Raw genomic sequence first — 18,190 nt, 5'->3', positions numbered from 1 at the left:
ATTTATGACTTTTTTGTATGCAGAGTGTTTCGTAATCACACGTTGCATACTAGATACTAAGAGGTTAAGGTTAAGCACAGTTTGCCGATGGTATCGGTAGTTTTTACAGATGTCTCCAACAATCGAAATTCTAATTATTGTTTTTTTAATTCTTGCCAATGCTGTGTTCGTCATGTCAGAATTGGCGATTTTCTCAGTACGAAAGGTGCGTCTCCAACAACTTGCTGACCGGGGTGATGCTAAAGCACGCGTCGCTTTGGAACTGGCATCCTCGCCGAATCAGTTTCTAGGAACTGTTCAGATTGGGATCACACTCCTGACCATCATCTCTGGTGCCTATGGTGAAGAAACGATCGCCAAGAGAGTAGCGCCTATTCTAAATTTTATCCCTTTGGAGGCAGATTTTAAGGAACACCTAGCTAAAGGATTAGCAATTTTAGTTATTACATTTTTGACACTAATTCTTGGTGAACTGGTACCTAAGCGGCTTGCTTTAAACAACCCGGAACCAATTGCTTCCGTTATCGCTATACCGATGCGAACATTGTCTCAATTAACATCACCTGTAGTGGGACTTTTAAGTTTTTCTACTGAGGCAGTGCTGCGGTTGTTGGGTACCAGACCGTCCAAAGAGCCACTCGTGACAGAGGAAGAAATTAGAGTCTTAATCGAACAAGGTACTGAGGAGGGAACCTTTGAAGAAGCAGAACAAGATATGGTCGAGCGGGTTTTTCGCTTGGGCGATCGCCCCGTCAGTTCATTCATGACACCCCGACCGGATATTGTTTGGCTGGATTTGGAAGACTCTACCGAAGAAAACCGCCGCAAAATTATTGATGGTGGTTATTCCCGGTATCCAGTTTCTCAGGGGGGACTTGACAACGTGCTAGGTATCATCCCAGTCACCGACTTGTTAACCCGGTGTTTCAGCGGTGAAAACTTGGATTTAACAGTAGGATTGCGACAGCCCGTGTACGTGCCAGAAAGCACCCGAGGCTTGAAAGTTTTGGAGTTGTTCAAGCAAACTGTCACTCATATGGCGCTAGTTGTAGATGAATATGGTGTGATTCAAGGATTAGTCACTCTTAACGATGTCATGATAGAAATCGTTGGTGATGTTCCTTCTGTTGATGACCAGGAAGACCCTCAAATTGTACAACGAGAGGACGGTTCCTGGTTGTTGGATGGTATGTTGGCTGTAGATGAGTTTTTTGAACTATTCGATGTTGAGGAGTCGTCACACGAAAACCGAGGAAGTTATCAAACATTAGGTGGTTTTGTCATGGCGCATCTAGGTCGGATACCCTCAGCTGCAGATCATTTTGAATGGCAAGGTATGCGGTTGGAAGTTATGGATATGGATGGTAACCGTGTTGATAAGATTCTCGTTGTGCCTCAGGAAGTGAAATCTAGTAATAGTCAAAAACCAGATTAGCTTCTTCGCGCCCTCGCCCTGCACTATAACGGTACTCCGTTCACCAATACATCCAAAGAAGAAAGTTTAAAATAAAAAATATGCCCTTAGGGCATATTTTTTATTGCGCATTTTATTTCAGCAAAAATGCCATTTCGCTCCACGCGAGCAACCTCAACCGTGCCTAGCCACGACGCAGTACACCTTGACTGTGCCAAGCGGCGAGTTGATTATACGCGGGATGATGAGCGTGATGAGAGTTTCGCTCACAAATCGGGGCTGATATTTGGGCTGCTATATCGCCTGTAATTTTCCTGCTATTGCAGCTAACAAGTGTCAAAATATGTTAGCTGTAGAGCGATGAGTTATAAATGGGAATGGCACAAGCAGAACGTACTGCCGAACAGACACGGGAACTGATTTTAGCAACGGCTGAGGTTCAGCTACGGCGGTATGGCTACGCCCGCACCACTATCAGTGAAATTGCTCGTGCCTGTAAAATGTCGCACGCCAATGTTTATCGCTTCTTCAAAACCAAAGCTGATGTGATGGATGCCGTCGTAGAACGATGGTTCAGTGGTATAGAGCAAGCCCTGCGAGATTGTGCGCAACAACCAGGTTCTGCTAGCGCTCGCCTGCAAGCCTACGTGTTAGAACTGTATCGGCTCAAACGAGACAAACTTGCCGCTGAGCCAGAACTCTTTGATGCTTATCTGGCTATTTTGGAAGCTGATCGCACTGTCGTTGAGCATCACTTGCAAGTCTTGTCTTCCATTCTCAACGAAATTTTGACCTGTGGAGTCAAAACCGGTGAGTTCCAGATTACCGATTTATCGCTAGCAACTGAAGCGGTGAGCGCCGCTACCCTCAAGTTTCACCATCCCTTAATGATTCGAGAATCTGCTGATCAGCCGATGGAAAAACAGGCGATCGCCGTCGTTCAACTGCTCACCGCAGCACTAGCTACAAGGAAAATCTAATCAGATAACAGTTTGTGACACTTTTCAATAATTGTCACTTGTCATTTTATTGGCAAGTAGGATAGTATTTCAATGTCTGGATGACAAATTTCAAATTTTGTAATTAGTTATTAAATCAGCCGCAAACAAAGGAGTCAAAACCAATGAAATACCGCAAACTCGGAAAATCTGATGCTCAAGTATCAGCTTTGGGTTTGGGCTGTATGGGCATGTCAGATTTTTATGGTGGACGGCAAACGAATGATGCCCAAAGCATTGCAACCATTCGTCACGCGATCGAACTCGGCGTGAACTTTTTGGACACAGGCGACTTCTATGGAGTCGGACACAATGAAGAACTGATTCGCCAAGCCATTAAAGATATTCCGCGTGAACGAGTTTTTATCTCAGTGAAATTTGGTACACTACGCAACCACGATGGTGGTTTTCTCGGTTCCGATAATCGCCCCATTGCCGTGCGTAACTTCTTGTCTTATAGCTTACAAAGACTGCGCGTTGACTACATTGATATGTACTATCCATCCAGAATTGACCCAAACGTGCCAGTTGAAGACACAGTTGGAATATTGGGAGAACTCGTCAAAGAAGGCAAAATTCGCTACGTCGGATTGTCTGAAGCCGGACCAGAAACATTACGTCGTGCCTACACCGTTCATCCAATTACCATGCTACAAACCGAATATAGTCTCTGGACAAGGGAACCAGAAACTGACGTACTGCCGGTTTGTCGTGAACTGGGAATTGGATTAGTCGCTTACTCACCACTCGGACGCGGATTTTTGACTGGTGCATTTGAGAAACCAGAAGACTTCGCGGCTGATGATTATCGTCGCCACACACCACGCTTTCAAGGCGAGAATTTTGAACGCAATTTGCAACTTGTGGAAAAGATTAAAGAAATTGCAACCGAGAAGAAATGTACACCAGCACAACTCGCTCTCGCCTGGTTGCTTGCACAGGGCGAAGACATCGTGCCAATTCCGGGAACAAAACGGCGTGAGCGACTTGAAGAGAATTTGCAGGCGATCAATATTGAATTGAACGACGATGATTTGCGGCGTATTGAGGAAGTTGCACCGATGGGAGCCGCAGCAGGGACACGCTATCCCGACGCATTTATGCACACGGTGAATCGTTAAGATGTAGGCGAGCAGAAAACACCTAGTGAAAAACCGTCTCGATGGGAGGATCTACAGTAAAACTCTGTATAATAAATTGTTAGGCGGCTTAAGTTATCGCAAAGGACTTATTTGGGAATTTTTCCTTATCTGCTTGGTGTTAAGCAAAAAATGTGATGTGGTAGGAGCAAGTCTGGTCAATACACTGTCAATAGTTAGCCGATGACTAAACAACAATGATTTATCAAACTTATCTCCCGCAATCGCTCCTCTCACAGTTCATAGAATTTTTCTGGATGAGGGAAGGTGAGCATTTATCAGCAGTACAAACCCGCTTGCTGCCAATGGGGATGATGGAATTAGTCATTAATCTCCACGAGGACAGCATTCCACTATTTGATCGTCAGAGTCGAGTTCAACGCGGTAGCACCAATGGTACAATGCTTTGCGGCACACATTCTGAAAATTTTATTGCCCAGGTCGATCGCAAAATATCTGTGATGGGTGTACATTTTAGACCCGGAGGAGGGACTGCATTCTTTGGACTACCTGCTGGTGAACTCCATAATGAAAATATTTCATTGGATGAACTGTGGCAAGGTCATGCCGCAGAATTGCGTGATCGCTTGTTAAAAACGTCCTTGAAAAACCGATTTTCTGTATTAGAACGGTTTTTGATGCAGATGCTGCGCTCGCCTGCTCTCCATCCTGCTGTCGATTTTGCAGTGCAGCAGTTTCAGCGATCCACGCTGCCAACCGTTCGAGCTGTAACCGATCAAATCGGATTTAGTACCCGCCATTTCAACCAACTCTTTCGGGATCAAGTCGGGTTAACGCCAAAGCTGTTTTGTCGCATTCAGCGGTTTCAGCAAGTCCTGAATCTGCTGGCTCTTAAAAACCAAGTTAACTGGATGGATATTGTTTTTACCTGTGGCTATTTCGACCAAGCACACTTGATTCACGAGTTTCGGGCATTCGCGGATTGCACACCAACGGAATATTTATCACGACGAGGCTTTCATCCTTGCCATGTGGAGTTGCCCCATTGAGGTCATTTTTTTACAATTCTTGGGTCTAGGGAGTATGTCATGCTGACATAAACTACCCAAGTAGAGTTACCGAAATCTCATGCAAATTACAGCTTCAGCGCTTTCACTCAATGTTGATGATGTGATGGCATCGGCAATGTTCGTCAAGCAACATTTTGGCTTCCATGAAGAAATGTCAGCCGAGGGCTTTATCTCTCTCTCCAGACCAGATGCTGGTTTCAATCTAATCTTTCTTCAAACTAGACTGGCAAGCTTCAAACCTATCCATATGCGAGGACATCGAGCGGACGGTCTGCTTATTGTCTTTGTGGTCGATGACATCGATCAAGAATACATGCGAATCCAAACAGAAGGTGTACCCATTACAACTGCGATCGAGACCGAACCTTGGGGAGAGAGATTCTTTCAGGTTACAGATCCGAATGGTGTCGTCATTCAACTCGTGCAGTGGGTTACTGAAAACACAGGAGAACCAAAATGAAAAAAATCAACGGTCTTGCTCTGATTATGATTGGATTATTGCACAGTGCGATCGCATTAGGAATACCAGGAGCATTGGGATTTAGTGGAATTTGGCAGGAAATAATGGGTATTGGTGTGGTTGATGCTGTCAAATCGAATCAGCTTCGTATCTGGGGATACTACTGGTTCCTTGTGCCAGGATTCTTGATGATTCTTTATGGTTTTCTGTGCCATTGGATTGAAAATCAGTTGAATCTACCATTACCAGCATTTGTAGGTTGGGGACTATTCATAGTTTCCTGTTTTTGCATTCTACTGGATATTGATACGGGGTTCTGGCTGGTGTTGCTCGTTGCAGTGAATGCGATCGCAACATCACGACCTGCAAAAGTGGAAGGATAGCGTGATGGCAGTCATTGAGCATAAGTTAGTAGGTGACAAGGTTAGGTTTTTGGGAGATTACGGATGAAAGTACCTTTTACGGGTGGTTGTCTGTGTGGAGCTATCCGCTACGAATGTTCGGCAGAGCCAATTGTCATGGGCAATTGCCATTGTCGCGATTGCCAGCGGGCAACTGGTAGCGCATTTGCGGCGGCGCTCCTTGTCCCGCGCAATGCCGTCACAATCGCTCTTCGAAGTTAAATATTACGAGGTTATCGGCGATAGTGGAGCCACAGTCGGTCGGGGATTTTGTCCCAACTGTGGTTCTCGATTGTTTAGCAAACCGCAGAATCCCGAACTAATGGGCATTCTTGCAGGCAGCCTTGATGAGCCAGGTGAGTTTCAACCTCGGATTGATTTTTATACAGCGAGCGCACAACCGTGGGATTATATGAACCCAGATTTGCCGAAGTTTGCTAAGGTACCGCCACCGGAAACTGTTATAGCAATGCGCGATCGTAAGCGGACGAGGCTTGTGTAGTGATGATTAATCTACGCCCTGCCACCCCTGCTGACTTGAAGTTGCTGCAACACTGGGATCAACAACCTCATGTCATTGCCGCAGATCCCAACGATGATTGGTATTGGGAGGTAGAACTGAGTCGCAATCCTGACTGGAGAGAGCAACTAATTGCCCAGATCAAGGATCGTCCCATTGGATTTGTCCAAATTATCGATCCAGCGCGTGAGGAAAGCCGTTATTGGGGCGATGTTGCACCGGATCTTCGTGCCATTGATATCTGGATTGGGGAAGAAACAGATTTGGGCAAAGGCTACGGCACAAGAATGATGCAGCTTGCCCTCGCTCGATGTTTTGCCGACCCGCGTGTGACGACTGTCCTCATCGATCCACTTGCCAGCAATACTCGCGCTCACCGCTTCTATGAACGTCTTGGCTTCCAATTTGTTGAACCACGAAGGTTTGGCGACGATGACTGTTTTGTTTATTGCCTGAACCGAGCAGATTGGCATCCTGAAAACATGATCACATCGCGGTAGCGGCAGCTAGTGAGCGATACCTTCTCCTGTCGGAGACGCTTTGCGTAGCTTGCTTCCCCGCAGGGGTACGCCACACTTCGTGAACGCCGCATAACAACGCCGATGCACACCGACCGCCGAGAGTTGATCGGTTATGATGCAAAGGTGATCTGCGGTGGGTGATGGGCACCGTTAGGCGCTTGAAGTTATATTTAGGAGTTGCATACAACAAATGAAAACTCAGTACTTCACAGCGACAAGTCTTGATGGCTTCATTGCTACTGAGAATGACTCACTAGATTGGCTGTTTCCGCTTGGTGACCTGAATGACTCCAGCTATCCAGAGTTCATTTCAGATGTGGGTGCGTTGGTAATGGGATCAGCAACTTACGAGTGGATGGTACGCAACGCGGAAAAGGTTGCCACTGAGACTGGCTTTGCGTGGCCATACACTCAGCCAGCCTGGATATTCTCTAGTCGCAAGCTTCCAATAATCGAAGGTGCGAACATCCGATTCGTCAATGGAGATGTGCACCACGCCCACGCTGAAATGCGAGCTGCTGTTGGCACCAAAAACATCTGGATAGTTGGAGGCGGAGATCTGGCTGGTCAGTTCTACGATGCTGGTTTACTGGATGAGCTTATCATCCAGGTTGGCTCAGCCACCCTCGGCAAGGGGAAGCCGCTATTCCCTCGCAGAGTGCTAAGCCCAGTTCTGCGCCTAGTGTCTGTTCATCAGATGGGTGCTGGCATGGCTGAGTTGCGCTATGAAGTACACAAAGGCGGTGTGAGTGGAGCCGCCTAACAATTGCAATGCAGCGGACTGTTGAAGATCCTGGTTGTGATGCAGAGGCTGTTTGCCGCCGCTGATTGCAACCGTAGTATGAATTGCTAAAGGAGGGAAACTGATGAGTTCATTTGTGCTTTGTCTTCAAGATGTTGATAAAACAAAACTCACGGTTGTTGGGGGTAAAGGCGCAAACCTGGGGGAGCTTTCCAAGATTGAAGGAATCCGCGTACCGGATGGCTTCTGTATTTCTACTGAAGCTTTTAAAAGAATCATTGGGGAAACGTCGTCGATTAACGAATTACTTGATCAGTTATCGCTTCTAAAGGTGGAAGACCGGCATAAAATCGGTGAACTTAGCGGTGAGATTCGCAGGGTCATTGAAGGGATAGCCATTCCTCAAGACATTAATGAAGAGATCACCCGCCTCCTCTCCAGGCTTGATGAAAAAAACGCCTATGCAGTACGATCCAGCGCAACTGCAGAGGATTTACCGACGGCCTCTTTTGCAGGCCAGCAGGATACGTATTTGAATATTATCGCAAAGGAGGCAATCCTAAAGCATATCAGCAAGTGCTGGGCATCGCTATTTACCGAGAGGGCAGTAATTTACCGCCTTCAAAACGGCTTCGACCACCGTAAAGTCCACCTGTCTGTGGTTGTTCAGAAGATGGTCTTTCCGCAGGTGGCAGGAATTTTGTTTACTGCCGATCCCGTCACTTCTAATAGGAAGGTGTTATCCATTGATGCCAGCTTCGGACTTGGTGAGGCCATGGTCTCCGGCCTGGTGAATGCTGATATCTATAAAGTGTGTAACGGCAAGGTTATCGATAAGAAGATATCCACCAAGAAGCTGGCTATTTATGCCTTAAAAGATGGCGGTACGAAAGAACAGGAGATTGAGCTTGAGCAGCAGAATAGCCAAGCGCTGACGGATGAGCAGATTGTACAGCTTGAGCGCATAGGCAGAAAGATCGAAGAACATTTCGGCCGCCCCCAGGACATCGAATGGTGTTTGGTTGATGATACATTTTATATTGTCCAGAGTCGGCCAATCACTACTTTATACCCGATCCCTGAAGCAAATGATCAGGAAAATCACGTTTATGTATCTGTTGGTCATCAACAAATGATGACCGACCCCATGAAGCCATTGGGATTGTCTTTATTCCAGTTAACAGCTGCCCGACCCATGTATAAAGCTGGTGGAAGGTTGTTTGTTGATGTCAGCCAGGATCTGGCTTCTCCTGCCGGAAGAGAGGTTCTAGTAAATGTTCTGGGAAAATCCGATCCGCTCGTAAGAGACGCACTGACGACCATCTTAGAGCGAGGAGATTTTATAACGTCGTCGCCAGACGATGAGACAGAACCGAGTCCCGGTAGTAGTAATAAAGGTATGTCGCCTGCGGCCTTTCAAGTGCAGCTCGAAAACGATCCGACGATCGTTTCTGATTTGATTAAGGACAGCCAAGCATTGATTGAAACGTTAAAGCATGACATCCAGGCGAAGTCAGGCGTGGATCTGATAGACTTTATCCTGGAAGACAGACTGAAGCTAAGGCAGAGTTTATCTTATCCGAAAAGTTTTGGTGCGATTATGACTGGCATGAATGCTGCATCATGGATCAATGAAAAAATGATGGAGTGGTTGGGTGAGAAAAATGTAGCGGACACGCTTTCTCAGTCTGCGCCAAACAATATTACGTCGGAAATGGGGCTGGCGCTGTTGGATGTCGCAGATGCGATTCGTCCGTATCCGGAAATCATTGAGTATTTGCACCACGTAAAAGATGACAGCTTTCTGGACGAGCTGGCTAAGTTTGATGGTGGACAAGAAGCCCGAGACGCTATCCGTGCTTATCTTGACAAATACGGAATGCGCTGTGTCGGAGAAATCGATATCACGAAAACCCGTTGGAGCGAAAAACCAACGACACTTGTCCCCATCATTCTCAGTAACATCAAAAACTTCGAGCCCGGTGCAAGCAATCGGAAATTTGAGCAAGGGCACCAGGAAGCTCTGAAAAAAGAACGAGAGCTGTTGGAACGATTGAAGCAATTGCCGGATGGTGAACAAAAGGCCGAAGAAACAAAACAACAGATCAGCCTGCTCCGAAACTTCATCGGCTATCGCGAGTATCCAAAGTACGGCATGGTCAATCGCTACTTCATTTATAAGCAGGCTCTTCTGAAAGAAGCCGAACGACTCGTACAAGCCGACGTTATTCATGAAAAAGAAGATATATACTATCTCACGTTTGAAGAACTTCGCGAAGTCGTACGCACAAATAAACTTGATTACCAGATTATCAGCAAACCAAAAGACGAGTACAAATTATATGAAAAACTAACTCCCCCACGTGTTATCACGTCTGATGGTGAAATCATTGCAGGTCGGTACAAACGAGAAAATCTCCCTGCCGAAGCTATTATAGGTCTACCTGTTTCCTCCGGAGTTATAGAGGGACGAGCACGTGTCATCTTAAACATGGAAAATGCTGATCTAGAAGATGGAGATATATTAGTCACCTCCTTTACTGACCCTAGCTGGACACCATTGTTTGTATCCATAAAAGGCCTAGTCACCGAAGTTGGTGGACTGATGACCCATGGAGCAGTTATCGCACGTGAATATGGCTTACCAGCAGTTGTCGGAGTAGAAAGTGCTACCAAACTGATCAATGACGGACAGAGAATTCGGGTTAATGGAACGGAAGGCTATGTAGAAATCCTATATTAATATGAGTACGGTCAAAGTACCAAAGCCATCAACTTGCGTAAAATCCACACCACTAATACGGTACAAGTGAGTACGCAAATCAAATTGGGGAGCATTTCCTGGTTGCTTTTTGCCGTGTACCTCACGCTCAATGAAAAGCGCTATATATAGTAGTTATCGTTTGGATACTGCATCCAAACGATAACTACTATAAAATCATTTGCGCCAATTCACAAAAACCCTCTCCTTCAGCAGCCGAAGTCATGTATACAGGGTGATGCTGAAGTTGATTTGCATACTCCAGCACATTTGCCACACCTACAGACAGTGGAAAATAACGGTGATCAAATAAACTTTCATCGTTAGGACTATCGCCAACTGTCACAACTTGTTCTGGAGTATTGTACTCAGGAAAGTATTCTTGCAACACCTGTAATAACCCATTTGCCTTGTCTTGTCCCAGAGGTTTGATGTGACACTGTACGTTACTGTAGGTAAAACCCCAACCCATTTCCTGACATAGATGACTCAGGGTTTTGAGTTCATCTATGCTTAAAGATTGCACATCAAATGTCCAATCAGTCACGCGAAATCGATTATCAGCAGATTCTTGGATCTGGGGACATTGAGTTTGTAATTGTTGAAAAGCCGATGCCAAATTTTGACGATGTGCTATTAAGTCAGGAATGGGTGTTAAAGTAACTGGTTTGTCACTTCCACCCAAGAAAAACAAACCACCGTTTTCAGCGACAGCACCAACAATGGGCAGATAATACGCTAAACCACTTACCCAACCAGCACTCCGTCCGGTAATAATCACCACCTTGATACCAGCAGTTGCTAAATCCTGCAAACTTTGTAATAGTTCGCTGGTAAATTTTCCTTTCCTGGTCAGGGTACCATCCATATCCGTAGCGACCAGACGAACATTGCTAAAGCATTGAGTCGATGAAACCTCAGACAAGGGCAGGAGTCTGTGCATAAAAGTTTAGCAAAAAGCTGTCAAACACTAATTTACAGCAAGATGGCACACGGGCGTCCCCAAACATTCAGGCATTCAAAATTTTTTTAATTTATAATGCGTCAATTCCCCGGAAGGGGGTTGACTAAGAAAGGGGTGTAGGGGTGAAGGGGTGTAAGGGTGTAGGGGAAAACAGAGAATTTTCCAGCGTGGTACACCGCTACCCCGAAACAAACGGGTACAAGCCCCCACTAAATCTTTGATTTAGTGGTCAATAAGATGGTGGTGGATCCAACCCCCCACCAATTACTCTCCCTACAACGCCAGGTGCTATCTCCCAAGGGGAGACGCCAAAGGCGAACAAGTCGGGAAACCCGCCCAACGCACTGGCTCCCCTTACACCCTTACACCCTTACACCCTTACACCCCTAATTATTGACTTTGCCTTGTGAATCACGGGCTAAAAGACCATCTTCCATTTCCACAATCCGATCAGCTATATCTAAAATGCGGTTGTCGTGGGTGACTAACAATATAGATGTTCCTTGCTCTTTCGCAAGGTGCTGCATCAATTGCACAACATCGCGTCCTGATTGCTTGTCTAAAGCAGCTGTAGGTTCATCTGCTAATACTAATGGGGGATTATTCACCAAAGCACGGGCGATCGCAACCCTTTGTTTTTGTCCTCCAGAAAGATTTTCTGGATAGTAATCAATCCGTTCTCCTAAACCCACTGCTTTTAGTATGGTCTCTGATTTAGCAATGGCTTGTTGGTGAGAGACAAATTTATTCAACTCTACCGCCATCTGCACATTTTGCCTAGCAGTTAAAAACTCCAACAAATTATGAGCCTGAAAAATGTAACCAATCTTTCGTCGAATATTAACCAGTTTTTTCTGGCTAGCCTTATACAGTTCTATACCTAAAAATTGTAAACTTCCTTCTTGCACAGACCGCAAACCGCCAATCAAGCTCAGTAATGTTGTCTTACCTGAACCAGATGGCCCAGTCATAATAACAATTTCTCCTGGATAAATGTCCAGATTAATATCATAGAGAATTTGTCTTTTTAATATGCCTTTGCCGTAATAATGATTAATATGTTTTATGGAAATTACTGGTTCTTTATCGAACATAAATATATCTGGAAATATTCTTAGTTTACTTAGTTAATTTTTAGATATTTTTAGAAAATATCAGCAGGGTCAGCAGAACGTAGCTTCCGCATAGCAATAGTGCCAGATATAAAGCACATAATAAAAGTCAAAATGAGTACCATTATGGCTCGTCCAACGCTCATCAAAACAGGTAAGAGTGTGGCATCTCTCGCCCGGTCATACAAAAACATAGTTATAGCAAATCCTGGAATATATCCTAAAATTGCTAAAATCAAAGCTTCTTGTAGGATAACAATTAACAAATAATTTTGTGTATACCCTATTGCTTTTAGGGTTGCATATTCTGCTAAATGATCCGCTACCTCGGTATAAAGTATTTGATAGACAATGACAGTTCCTACTATGAAACCCATAATAGTACCTAAAGTAAAAATAAAACCTATTGCTGTACTACTTTCCCAGTAATATCTCTCATAATTAATAAACTCTTGCTTAGTTAAAACTTTGATATCTCTAGGTAAATAATTTTTCAAATTTTGAGTAACAGTGGTTGCATCTGCTCCTGGTTTTAATCTAATCAGACCGATATCAATTAATCCTTGCTTATGAAGGGGGAACATTCGCAAAAAATTTAAATCACTAGTAATTAAATTACCATCTGCTCCGAAAGAAGCACCTAAAGTAAATAATCCCCCTACTTTCATTCTTCGATTATTGACTTCTGCTGCTACAGTTTTTCCTTGATCAAACTCACTAGCGATCGGTCCATATTCCTGTCTAGAAGAACGGTCATATAAAACAACATCAGGCAGTTTCAGTTTATCTAAATTTTCATTAACACCAGGTAAATCTAAAACATTGACGGCTGGATTTACTCCAATAACTAGGAGATTACGAGAACGACCCGTGAAAGGATTTTTCCAGGCAGTATAATCTAGATAAATTGGATGCACACTTTGCACTGCCTGTAAATCTAATGCTTTGTATAAACGCCTCTGAGAAAAAGTCTTCATGGAAAGCAAAGCATTAGATTGATTATTGATCAGAACAATGTCAGCTTGTAAACTCGTATGAAAACGAACGTTACTAAAATATAGAGAATCCCGGAAACCAAGCTGCATAAACATTAAAATATCAGCAAAGGCAATTCCAGCCAGAGCTACAGCTAAACGAGTTTTTTCTCGCTTCAGTTGTAACCAAGCTAGAGGAATCTTTGTCATTATCTTTTGTCCTCGGTTGTTAGTTATTAGCGCATGAAGAGTTGAGTTGTCAAAGATTAATTTCAACAACCACCTTGGCGTAAGTTAAGCCTGTCACTTTTTTACTATCTTGTGGAGTCAGGACAATTTTAACTTCTACTACTCTGGCATCAACATCTGCGGCTGGATCTGTATTTAACACATCTTTTTTGCCAATTTGCCTACCAATTTCAGCAACAGTTCCTTGTAATCCTCCGCCAAAAGCACCATTATCACTGGTTATTACAGCTCGTTGACCAAGGCGCACCTTACTAATACTGTCTTCGGGAACTTCAGCTATGACTACCATCTGATCAGTCCGTCCAATCTCAGCAATACCATTTGTATTGATGCTCTCTCCAGCTTTCGTATGAAGTTTAATAATTTCGCCAGAAATTGGTGCTTTGATATAGCTTAAATTCAATTGAGCTTGTGCTTTTTTTAGTGCAGCGATCGCATTACTAACTTGTGCTTGTGCAACTAGCAAATCAATGGGACGAATATCTTTGAGTCTGTTAAATTTGGCTCTTTCCTCATCAATTTGTTTTTGCAAAGTTGCGAGAATTTTGTTCCGGTTGACTCTAGCTTCAACCAGTTGCTGTTGCAAAGTTGCTATGGTTTTTACTTGATTGGCTCTAGCTTCAGCAAGTTGTTGTCGCAAAGTTGCAACTGTTTGCCTTTGGTTTGCCTGGGCTTCTACAAGTTGCTGAGTCGAAGTTTCTGCACCTAATTGCCTTCTATCACGTTCCTGCTGAGAAATTGCACCTTCTTTGTATAACATCTGATAGCGTTGAGCATCGACTTCGGCATTACGTTGTTCAGCTCGTATACGCGAAACCGTAGCTTGGAAAGCATCCCTTTGCCCTTGGACTTGAGCTTGGATACGATTAATTGTTGCTTGTAAGACTGTTTTTTCCCCGCCTAACTCTGCTTGCAGGCGATTAATTGCTGCTTGTTGAGCATCTAGTTCCCCACGTAATTGTGCTTCCAAGCGAGCAATAACAGCTCTTTGAGCCTCAATCTCTCTTGGTGAACCTGCTTTGACATTTGCTAAATTGGCACGGGCTTCTTGGACTTTTGCCTTAGCTTCTTCCATTGCGGCTTGGCTACTGGAAAAGTTATCCAAAATAGCAATGATTTGATTTTTTTTAACTTGCTCTCCTTCTTTGACAAAAACTTGTTCTACTCGCGACGTTCCTTGGACTCCCACTGGTGCAGACAGTTTAAAAACTTCCCCTTGAGGTTCCAAACGTCCTAAAGCATTTACACTTGTGATTGGCGCACTGGATACGGGCGGATTGAACTTTTTCACTTGCTCCATTTTGGCTATGCTTAGGACTCCAGTAGCAACTATGACTGGCAAGGTTACAGCAATTAACCACCAAATCTGTGGTTTATCATTCTCAAAAAACTGCTCCCTTACGCTTGAGTTATCACTCACCCTTGACATGATATTGCCCATTAGTTGGAATGTTGCATATACAAACTAAAAAAGCGAGTTAGGCGCAATTGAATTCAGTCAAATAATGAAAAAACCTATCTTCTGCACAGACGCTAAGATCTATGTCCTTTTTGGACACCCTGCGCGATAAGCCGGAGGCTTGACGCTACGCGTATCGCGCAGCGTAACCCTTAGGGCATACCACAAAGCACAGCGAAGCCGTGTCGTACTACGGAGACGCTGCGATAGCCGTGGCGAAGCGCCATAGACATACCCGTATTAGCCCCACCCGTGCCGCAGGCATAGGGTTTTCCTTAGGATAGGAATAAGAATTTCACGACTAATTCTTGCGTAAGTCCTAACACAGTTACAACAGTTTGGTTTGTCTATCTGAATAGATAGCAAACAAAACTGGGTAACAACTGCATTGTATTTGAGAAAAAAAGTATGATTAACAAGGTAAGTTGATTGGCTTGAGTTAACGGCAGCTCATTTCAACTTAACTCAGAACATCATAGACAAGCTGTTTGAAAATGAAGGTTACATTGAACGATTTTTTGACTCGATTTTGCTTAAGTTAAATGAATTCTACATTTGTAAATTGCTGGAAAACGTAGCAGAACCTACAGTTGAACCTTTAAGACTAAACTTTGTGGGCTATGGTTTGAAATTCTGAAAGTTTTTTTCTCTGACTGGACTATCTATACATTTATGATTTTACTGTCCGCCTCTAGAACGAATAATCTGCCCTGTTATCCATTGTCCTTGCGACGAGGCGAGAAATAACACGATACGTGCGGCGTCTTCTGGTGTACTAACGCGACCAAAAGGTGCCTTGCTCTCAAGCATGGAACGGATTTCGTTGCTCATCCAGCCCGTATCTGTTGGTCCTGGGTCTACAGCATTGACAGTAATGCCTTTGCTTGCCAAGCTAGCACTTAAACTCAAAGTCAGTGCCTCTACTGCTCCTTTGGTAATGGCATATGGTAGGTTTTCAGGCATTGGTGCTAGACTTTGACCAGAAGTTAGATTGATAATTCGTCCTCCTGGTCTTCCATCATGGCGTTTGGCAAACTCGGCGCACAATAGTGTAGTACCGCGCACGTTGACAGCGTAATGAACATCTAGCAATTCAGCTGTCAAAGAGTGGATATCTGCTTGTTGATCATGGACAGCATTATTAACCAGAATATCCACATGCCCAAGAGTTTCCTCAACAAAATCAAACAGGTTTTTGGGTACCAAAGGCTCAGCTAGGTTAGCCTCAAGCCCCGCAGCTTTTACCAGGTGCAATTTCAGTGATTCAACGATTTCTTCCGCCTCAGTGAGTTTACTACCCCAAGGCATCAGCTTGTCGTATGGTCGATAGTAAGTTATGAAAACATTAGCACCAGATGCAGCAAGTGAACGGGCGATCGCTGCACCAATTCCCATGTGTCGGCTGACCCCAGTAACTAAAGCAACCTTACCCGACAAGCCATAATCTATCATTTCTACTAAACCACAGATGATTCACTTGGTATATCAAATAGAACTGTCGTCATATATTGTTCTGCCCAATCTGAACCAAAAGCTTTTTCCAGTACGCGACGGGTTTTATCGTTTTGCTGCTGTTTTGTGCAGTAGTTACGTTGTCCAGCCAGACTTAGGATCGCCTGTTCTGATGGAAGGGGTTGGGATGCCCTGGCTTGCATGCAATGTATTTCTAAAAATTCCCGAGTGCGAGAGAGAAATAGATTTTCTTCTTCGGGAGAACTCAGACGAACGAAGACGCAAAAGTCTGAAAAAATATCTCCCCACTCAGGTAATTCTCGCGGGTGGGAAAAGTTCAATTGAGGGAGTGCAGCCAGTGCAGAAGTATATGATTTTGGGAGAGTGTACTGGGAGTTGACTGGAGAAAGGTCTGCGATCGCCGCACTTATTTGACCCCTAGCCCCAACTAAATCACAACCAAACATTGGCAGTTCATACTCTGGACGGGGAAACATAACGCAATGCAATATATCCAGCATATTTCCTACCTTTGCCAGTTCCAGGTGCATTTTCCGGAACTGGGGTGTTTGGTAGCACTGGTTTTCAATCGTCAGCTTCTCACCTTCTAGCCGACCTTCCACATACCCAAATTCATTAGGCAAATGATAAGGCGATAAGTCCAAGTGCTTATGCCACACTGCTTCTATACAATCTGCTAGTTTACGAATCAGCGGATGTTGTTGCTCGCGCAGTGATGGTAAAGGAGTTGTTGTCATAATCTTATGGGATTTCTAACCGGGTAATGTGATTCAGTTATTAGTCTACCGTTCACAAAGTCTCACCCGAAGTAGCTCGCAACACAACCAAACACTTGCAACTGACAAATGTAAAGTTATAAAACACTCGCTTTTCAAAAATAGGAGTTATTTTGTATTCTTAGTTACAGAAATAATTTTGTCTTAGTCCATTAGCGAAGGCTAAGCAGAGCCATGAAATTAGATTCAAGTAAATCAGATCATGCCATAGAAAGCTCCTGGCACAATCTAAATTGGTTAAACAAGTGCTTCTCCACAGAATCTCCAGAGGATTTCCAGGCTTATAGTTGGGTAAAGCTGTTGGAACTTCCCAACCCCTACAGTTTTGACGAAGCACTGCTACTGTGCCACGTTTCAAGTCAAGAGTGGTTAGCCTGGATTCCAGATCATGGGGAAGCACAATTGCACATCAGTCAATTCAGTCATTAGTCAAGAATTATTCTCCTCCTGCACAAGATCCTCTGCTCGCTTTGTTCCTCATCCCCACTGGTATATTACACTGCTGGTTGAGCTTCTTTCGCTGCACCCAATGTGAGAGGATCAACTGATTTGAGTTCACCGTGATTGAGAGTCCAACAACGGTCTGCTATTGGCAACAAATCCCCTGCGTCGTGTGTCACAACCAGCAGTGTCCAATTTTTTTTCAGTTTCGCTAATAAATTTACCAGTTGCCGACGCATTGACCAATCCAAGCCCGCTGTGGGTTCGTCTAATAATAATAGATGTGGCTGGCGAATCAACTGCACCGCCAAAGCTAAACGCCGCTGCTGACCTCCACTCAAAGCATGAGGTGATGTGCTAAGTGATAAATGCTCTAAACCTACTTCTTCAAGTGCTTGCGTAACTCGCTCTTTACCTAACTCTGGATGTCCCAAGCGCAATTCTTCTAAAATAGTACCGCCGCAAAAATGCCTCTCAGGAAACTGAAACACCAAGCCAGCCAATTGTCGCATCTGCTCAGCGGTCAGTTCTTGTTCGCGCCAAAAGAGTGAACCTGATGTTGGTTCGGCAAGTCCAGACAAAATTTCGAGTAATGTACTTTTACCTGAACCACTCGGTCCAATAATTAAACCCAGTTGTTGGGATGGTAATTCCAAGTTGATTGATTTGAGAATAGCTGTTGGGCAAGCCGTGGGATGATAAATGAGGTTTCTCAGATAGAGCATTTGTTAAGTTTACCAAAAAGTCAGCAACAT

20 protein-coding genes are annotated in these 18,190 nt (G+C 44.3%); 13 read left to right on the top strand and 7 right to left on the bottom strand.

Annotated elements, in window-relative coordinates; translation table 11 throughout:
* The first annotated feature begins 109 nt into the window (after positions 1–109).
* The 12 genes from AC5590_RS11130 to ppsA all read left to right on the top strand — a co-directional run bounded on the left by AC5590_RS11130 (position 110) and on the right by ppsA (position 9,969).
* Positions 110–1,435: a hemolysin family protein gene (locus tag AC5590_RS11130; RefSeq protein ID WP_169263905.1), complete on the top strand. Its 1,326-nt coding sequence runs from the start codon at positions 110–112 to the stop codon at positions 1,433–1,435.
* Positions 1,436–1,561: 126 nt separating this feature from the next.
* Positions 1,562–1,723, top strand: a complete 162-nt coding sequence (locus tag AC5590_RS11125) for a hypothetical protein (protein ID WP_169263904.1) — start codon at positions 1,562–1,564, stop codon at positions 1,721–1,723.
* A 62-nt stretch (positions 1,724–1,785) separates the two neighbouring features.
* A complete protein-coding gene (locus AC5590_RS11120) occupies positions 1,786–2,394 on the top strand; it encodes a TetR family transcriptional regulator (protein WP_169263903.1) in 609 nt (202 codons plus the stop codon).
* A 143-nt stretch (positions 2,395–2,537) separates the two neighbouring features.
* Positions 2,538–3,533 (top strand): aldo/keto reductase, encoded by a 996-nt coding sequence (locus AC5590_RS11115; protein WP_169263902.1) that lies wholly within the window; start codon positions 2,538–2,540, stop codon positions 3,531–3,533.
* Positions 3,534–3,748: 215 nt separating this feature from the next.
* The gene (locus AC5590_RS11110) at positions 3,749–4,561 is read left to right on the top strand and encodes a helix-turn-helix domain-containing protein (RefSeq protein WP_211178330.1); all 813 of its coding nucleotides are present in this window, start codon (positions 3,749–3,751) and stop codon (positions 4,559–4,561) included.
* 79 nt (positions 4,562–4,640) lie between these two features.
* On the top strand, positions 4,641–5,042 hold the full coding sequence (locus AC5590_RS11105) for a VOC family protein (RefSeq protein ID WP_169263901.1): 402 nt from the start codon (positions 4,641–4,643) through the stop codon (positions 5,040–5,042).
* Positions 5,039–5,425: a DUF6463 family protein gene (locus tag AC5590_RS11100; RefSeq protein ID WP_169263900.1), complete on the top strand. Its 387-nt coding sequence runs from the start codon at positions 5,039–5,041 to the stop codon at positions 5,423–5,425. Before AC5590_RS11105 ends, AC5590_RS11100 begins: the two co-directional genes overlap by 4 nt.
* A gap of 63 nt (positions 5,426–5,488) precedes the next feature.
* Positions 5,489–5,665, top strand: coding sequence for a GFA family protein (locus AC5590_RS11095; RefSeq protein WP_441293679.1), 177 nt, complete (start codon positions 5,489–5,491; stop codon positions 5,663–5,665).
* Positions 5,637–5,945 carry a GFA family protein gene (locus AC5590_RS11090; protein WP_441293678.1) on the top strand — a complete coding sequence of 103 codons (309 nt, stop codon included), beginning with the start codon at positions 5,637–5,639 and terminating at the stop codon, positions 5,943–5,945. Before AC5590_RS11095 ends, AC5590_RS11090 begins: the two co-directional genes overlap by 29 nt.
* Before the next feature lie 2 nt (positions 5,946–5,947).
* Complete coding sequence (locus AC5590_RS11085; RefSeq protein WP_169263899.1) at positions 5,948–6,463, top strand: GNAT family N-acetyltransferase; 516 nt, start codon at positions 5,948–5,950, stop codon at positions 6,461–6,463.
* A gap of 211 nt (positions 6,464–6,674) precedes the next feature.
* Positions 6,675–7,247, top strand: coding sequence for a dihydrofolate reductase family protein (locus tag AC5590_RS11080; RefSeq protein ID WP_169263898.1), 573 nt, complete (start codon positions 6,675–6,677; stop codon positions 7,245–7,247).
* Positions 7,248–7,350: 103 nt separating this feature from the next.
* Positions 7,351–9,969 (top strand): phosphoenolpyruvate synthase, encoded by a 2,619-nt coding sequence (ppsA, locus tag AC5590_RS11075; RefSeq protein ID WP_169263897.1) that lies wholly within the window; start codon positions 7,351–7,353, stop codon positions 9,967–9,969.
* A gap of 187 nt (positions 9,970–10,156) precedes the next feature.
* Here the strand turns inward: ppsA and AC5590_RS11070 are convergent, their stop codons facing one another.
* The 6 genes from AC5590_RS11070 to AC5590_RS11045 form a co-directional block, all read right to left on the bottom strand.
* A complete protein-coding gene (locus AC5590_RS11070; RefSeq protein WP_169263896.1) occupies positions 10,157–10,930 on the bottom strand; it encodes an HAD family hydrolase in 774 nt (257 codons plus the stop codon).
* 407 nt (positions 10,931–11,337) lie between these two features.
* Positions 11,338–12,045: a DevA family ABC transporter ATP-binding protein gene (locus AC5590_RS11065; RefSeq protein ID WP_169263895.1), complete on the bottom strand. Its 708-nt coding sequence runs from the start codon at positions 12,043–12,045 to the stop codon at positions 11,338–11,340.
* Positions 12,046–12,095: 50 nt separating this feature from the next.
* Positions 12,096–13,247: an ABC transporter permease DevC gene (gene devC, locus AC5590_RS11060; RefSeq protein ID WP_211178329.1), complete on the bottom strand. Its 1,152-nt coding sequence runs from the start codon at positions 13,245–13,247 to the stop codon at positions 12,096–12,098.
* A gap of 49 nt (positions 13,248–13,296) precedes the next feature.
* Positions 13,297–14,715, bottom strand: a complete 1,419-nt coding sequence (locus AC5590_RS11055; protein ID WP_169263894.1) for an HlyD family efflux transporter periplasmic adaptor subunit — start codon at positions 14,713–14,715, stop codon at positions 13,297–13,299.
* A gap of 708 nt (positions 14,716–15,423) precedes the next feature.
* Entirely contained in the window at positions 15,424–16,197 is a 774-nt protein-coding gene (locus AC5590_RS11050) for an SDR family oxidoreductase (RefSeq protein WP_169263893.1), read from the bottom strand.
* Positions 16,198–16,202: 5 nt separating this feature from the next.
* The gene (locus tag AC5590_RS11045; RefSeq protein ID WP_169263892.1) at positions 16,203–16,955 is read right to left on the bottom strand and encodes a phycocyanobilin:ferredoxin oxidoreductase; all 753 of its coding nucleotides are present in this window, start codon (positions 16,953–16,955) and stop codon (positions 16,203–16,205) included.
* Between the two features lie 213 nt (positions 16,956–17,168).
* Between AC5590_RS11045 and AC5590_RS11040 the strand changes: the two genes are divergently transcribed.
* Positions 17,169–17,423, top strand: coding sequence for a hypothetical protein (locus AC5590_RS11040; protein WP_169263891.1), 255 nt, complete (start codon positions 17,169–17,171; stop codon positions 17,421–17,423).
* Between the two features lie 65 nt (positions 17,424–17,488).
* Here the strand turns inward: AC5590_RS11040 and AC5590_RS11035 are convergent, their stop codons facing one another.
* Positions 17,489–18,160 (bottom strand): ABC transporter ATP-binding protein, encoded by a 672-nt coding sequence (locus AC5590_RS11035; protein ID WP_169263890.1) that lies wholly within the window; start codon positions 18,158–18,160, stop codon positions 17,489–17,491.
* Positions 18,161–18,190: the final 30 nt, after the last annotated feature.

Source organism: Brasilonema octagenarum UFV-OR1, assembly GCF_963888615.1.
GTDB classification, from domain to species: Bacteria; Cyanobacteriota; Cyanobacteriia; order Cyanobacteriales; family Nostocaceae; genus Brasilonema; species Brasilonema sennae.
This window is presented reverse-complemented; position numbering and strand designations above follow the sequence as displayed.

Excerpts from the sequence above, each read along its gene's own strand:
- AC5590_RS11115 (WP_169263902.1), top strand. The coding sequence starts at position 2,538 with ATGAAATACCGCAAACTCGGAAAATCTGATGCTCAAGTATCAGCTTTG.
- devC (WP_211178329.1), bottom strand. The coding sequence starts at position 13,247 with ATGACAAAGATTCCTCTAGCTTGGTTACAACTGAAGCGAGAAAAAACT.
- AC5590_RS11065 (WP_169263895.1), bottom strand. The coding sequence starts at position 12,045 with ATGTTCGATAAAGAACCAGTAATTTCCATAAAACATATTAATCATTAT.
- AC5590_RS11080 (WP_169263898.1), top strand. The coding sequence starts at position 6,675 with ATGAAAACTCAGTACTTCACAGCGACAAGTCTTGATGGCTTCATTGCT.
- AC5590_RS11045 (WP_169263892.1), bottom strand. The coding sequence starts at position 16,955 with ATGACAACAACTCCTTTACCATCACTGCGCGAGCAACAACATCCGCTG.
- AC5590_RS11085 (WP_169263899.1), top strand. The coding sequence starts at position 5,948 with ATGATTAATCTACGCCCTGCCACCCCTGCTGACTTGAAGTTGCTGCAA.
- AC5590_RS11105 (WP_169263901.1), top strand. The coding sequence starts at position 4,641 with ATGCAAATTACAGCTTCAGCGCTTTCACTCAATGTTGATGATGTGATG.
- AC5590_RS11100 (WP_169263900.1), top strand. The coding sequence starts at position 5,039 with ATGAAAAAAATCAACGGTCTTGCTCTGATTATGATTGGATTATTGCAC.
- AC5590_RS11040 (WP_169263891.1), top strand. The coding sequence starts at position 17,169 with ATGAAATTAGATTCAAGTAAATCAGATCATGCCATAGAAAGCTCCTGG.
- AC5590_RS11035 (WP_169263890.1), bottom strand. The coding sequence starts at position 18,160 with ATGCTCTATCTGAGAAACCTCATTTATCATCCCACGGCTTGCCCAACA.
- AC5590_RS11055 (WP_169263894.1), bottom strand. The coding sequence starts at position 14,715 with ATGTCAAGGGTGAGTGATAACTCAAGCGTAAGGGAGCAGTTTTTTGAG.
- AC5590_RS11095 (WP_441293679.1), top strand. The coding sequence starts at position 5,489 with ATGAAAGTACCTTTTACGGGTGGTTGTCTGTGTGGAGCTATCCGCTAC.
- AC5590_RS11130 (WP_169263905.1), top strand. The coding sequence starts at position 110 with ATGTCTCCAACAATCGAAATTCTAATTATTGTTTTTTTAATTCTTGCC.
- AC5590_RS11050 (WP_169263893.1), bottom strand. The coding sequence starts at position 16,197 with ATGATAGATTATGGCTTGTCGGGTAAGGTTGCTTTAGTTACTGGGGTC.
- AC5590_RS11070 (WP_169263896.1), bottom strand. The coding sequence starts at position 10,930 with ATGCACAGACTCCTGCCCTTGTCTGAGGTTTCATCGACTCAATGCTTT.
- AC5590_RS11125 (WP_169263904.1), top strand. The coding sequence starts at position 1,562 with ATGCCATTTCGCTCCACGCGAGCAACCTCAACCGTGCCTAGCCACGAC.
- AC5590_RS11090 (WP_441293678.1), top strand. The coding sequence starts at position 5,637 with ATGCCGTCACAATCGCTCTTCGAAGTTAAATATTACGAGGTTATCGGC.
- AC5590_RS11120 (WP_169263903.1), top strand. The coding sequence starts at position 1,786 with ATGGGAATGGCACAAGCAGAACGTACTGCCGAACAGACACGGGAACTG.
- AC5590_RS11110 (WP_211178330.1), top strand. The coding sequence starts at position 3,749 with ATGATTTATCAAACTTATCTCCCGCAATCGCTCCTCTCACAGTTCATA.
- ppsA (WP_169263897.1), top strand. The coding sequence starts at position 7,351 with ATGAGTTCATTTGTGCTTTGTCTTCAAGATGTTGATAAAACAAAACTC.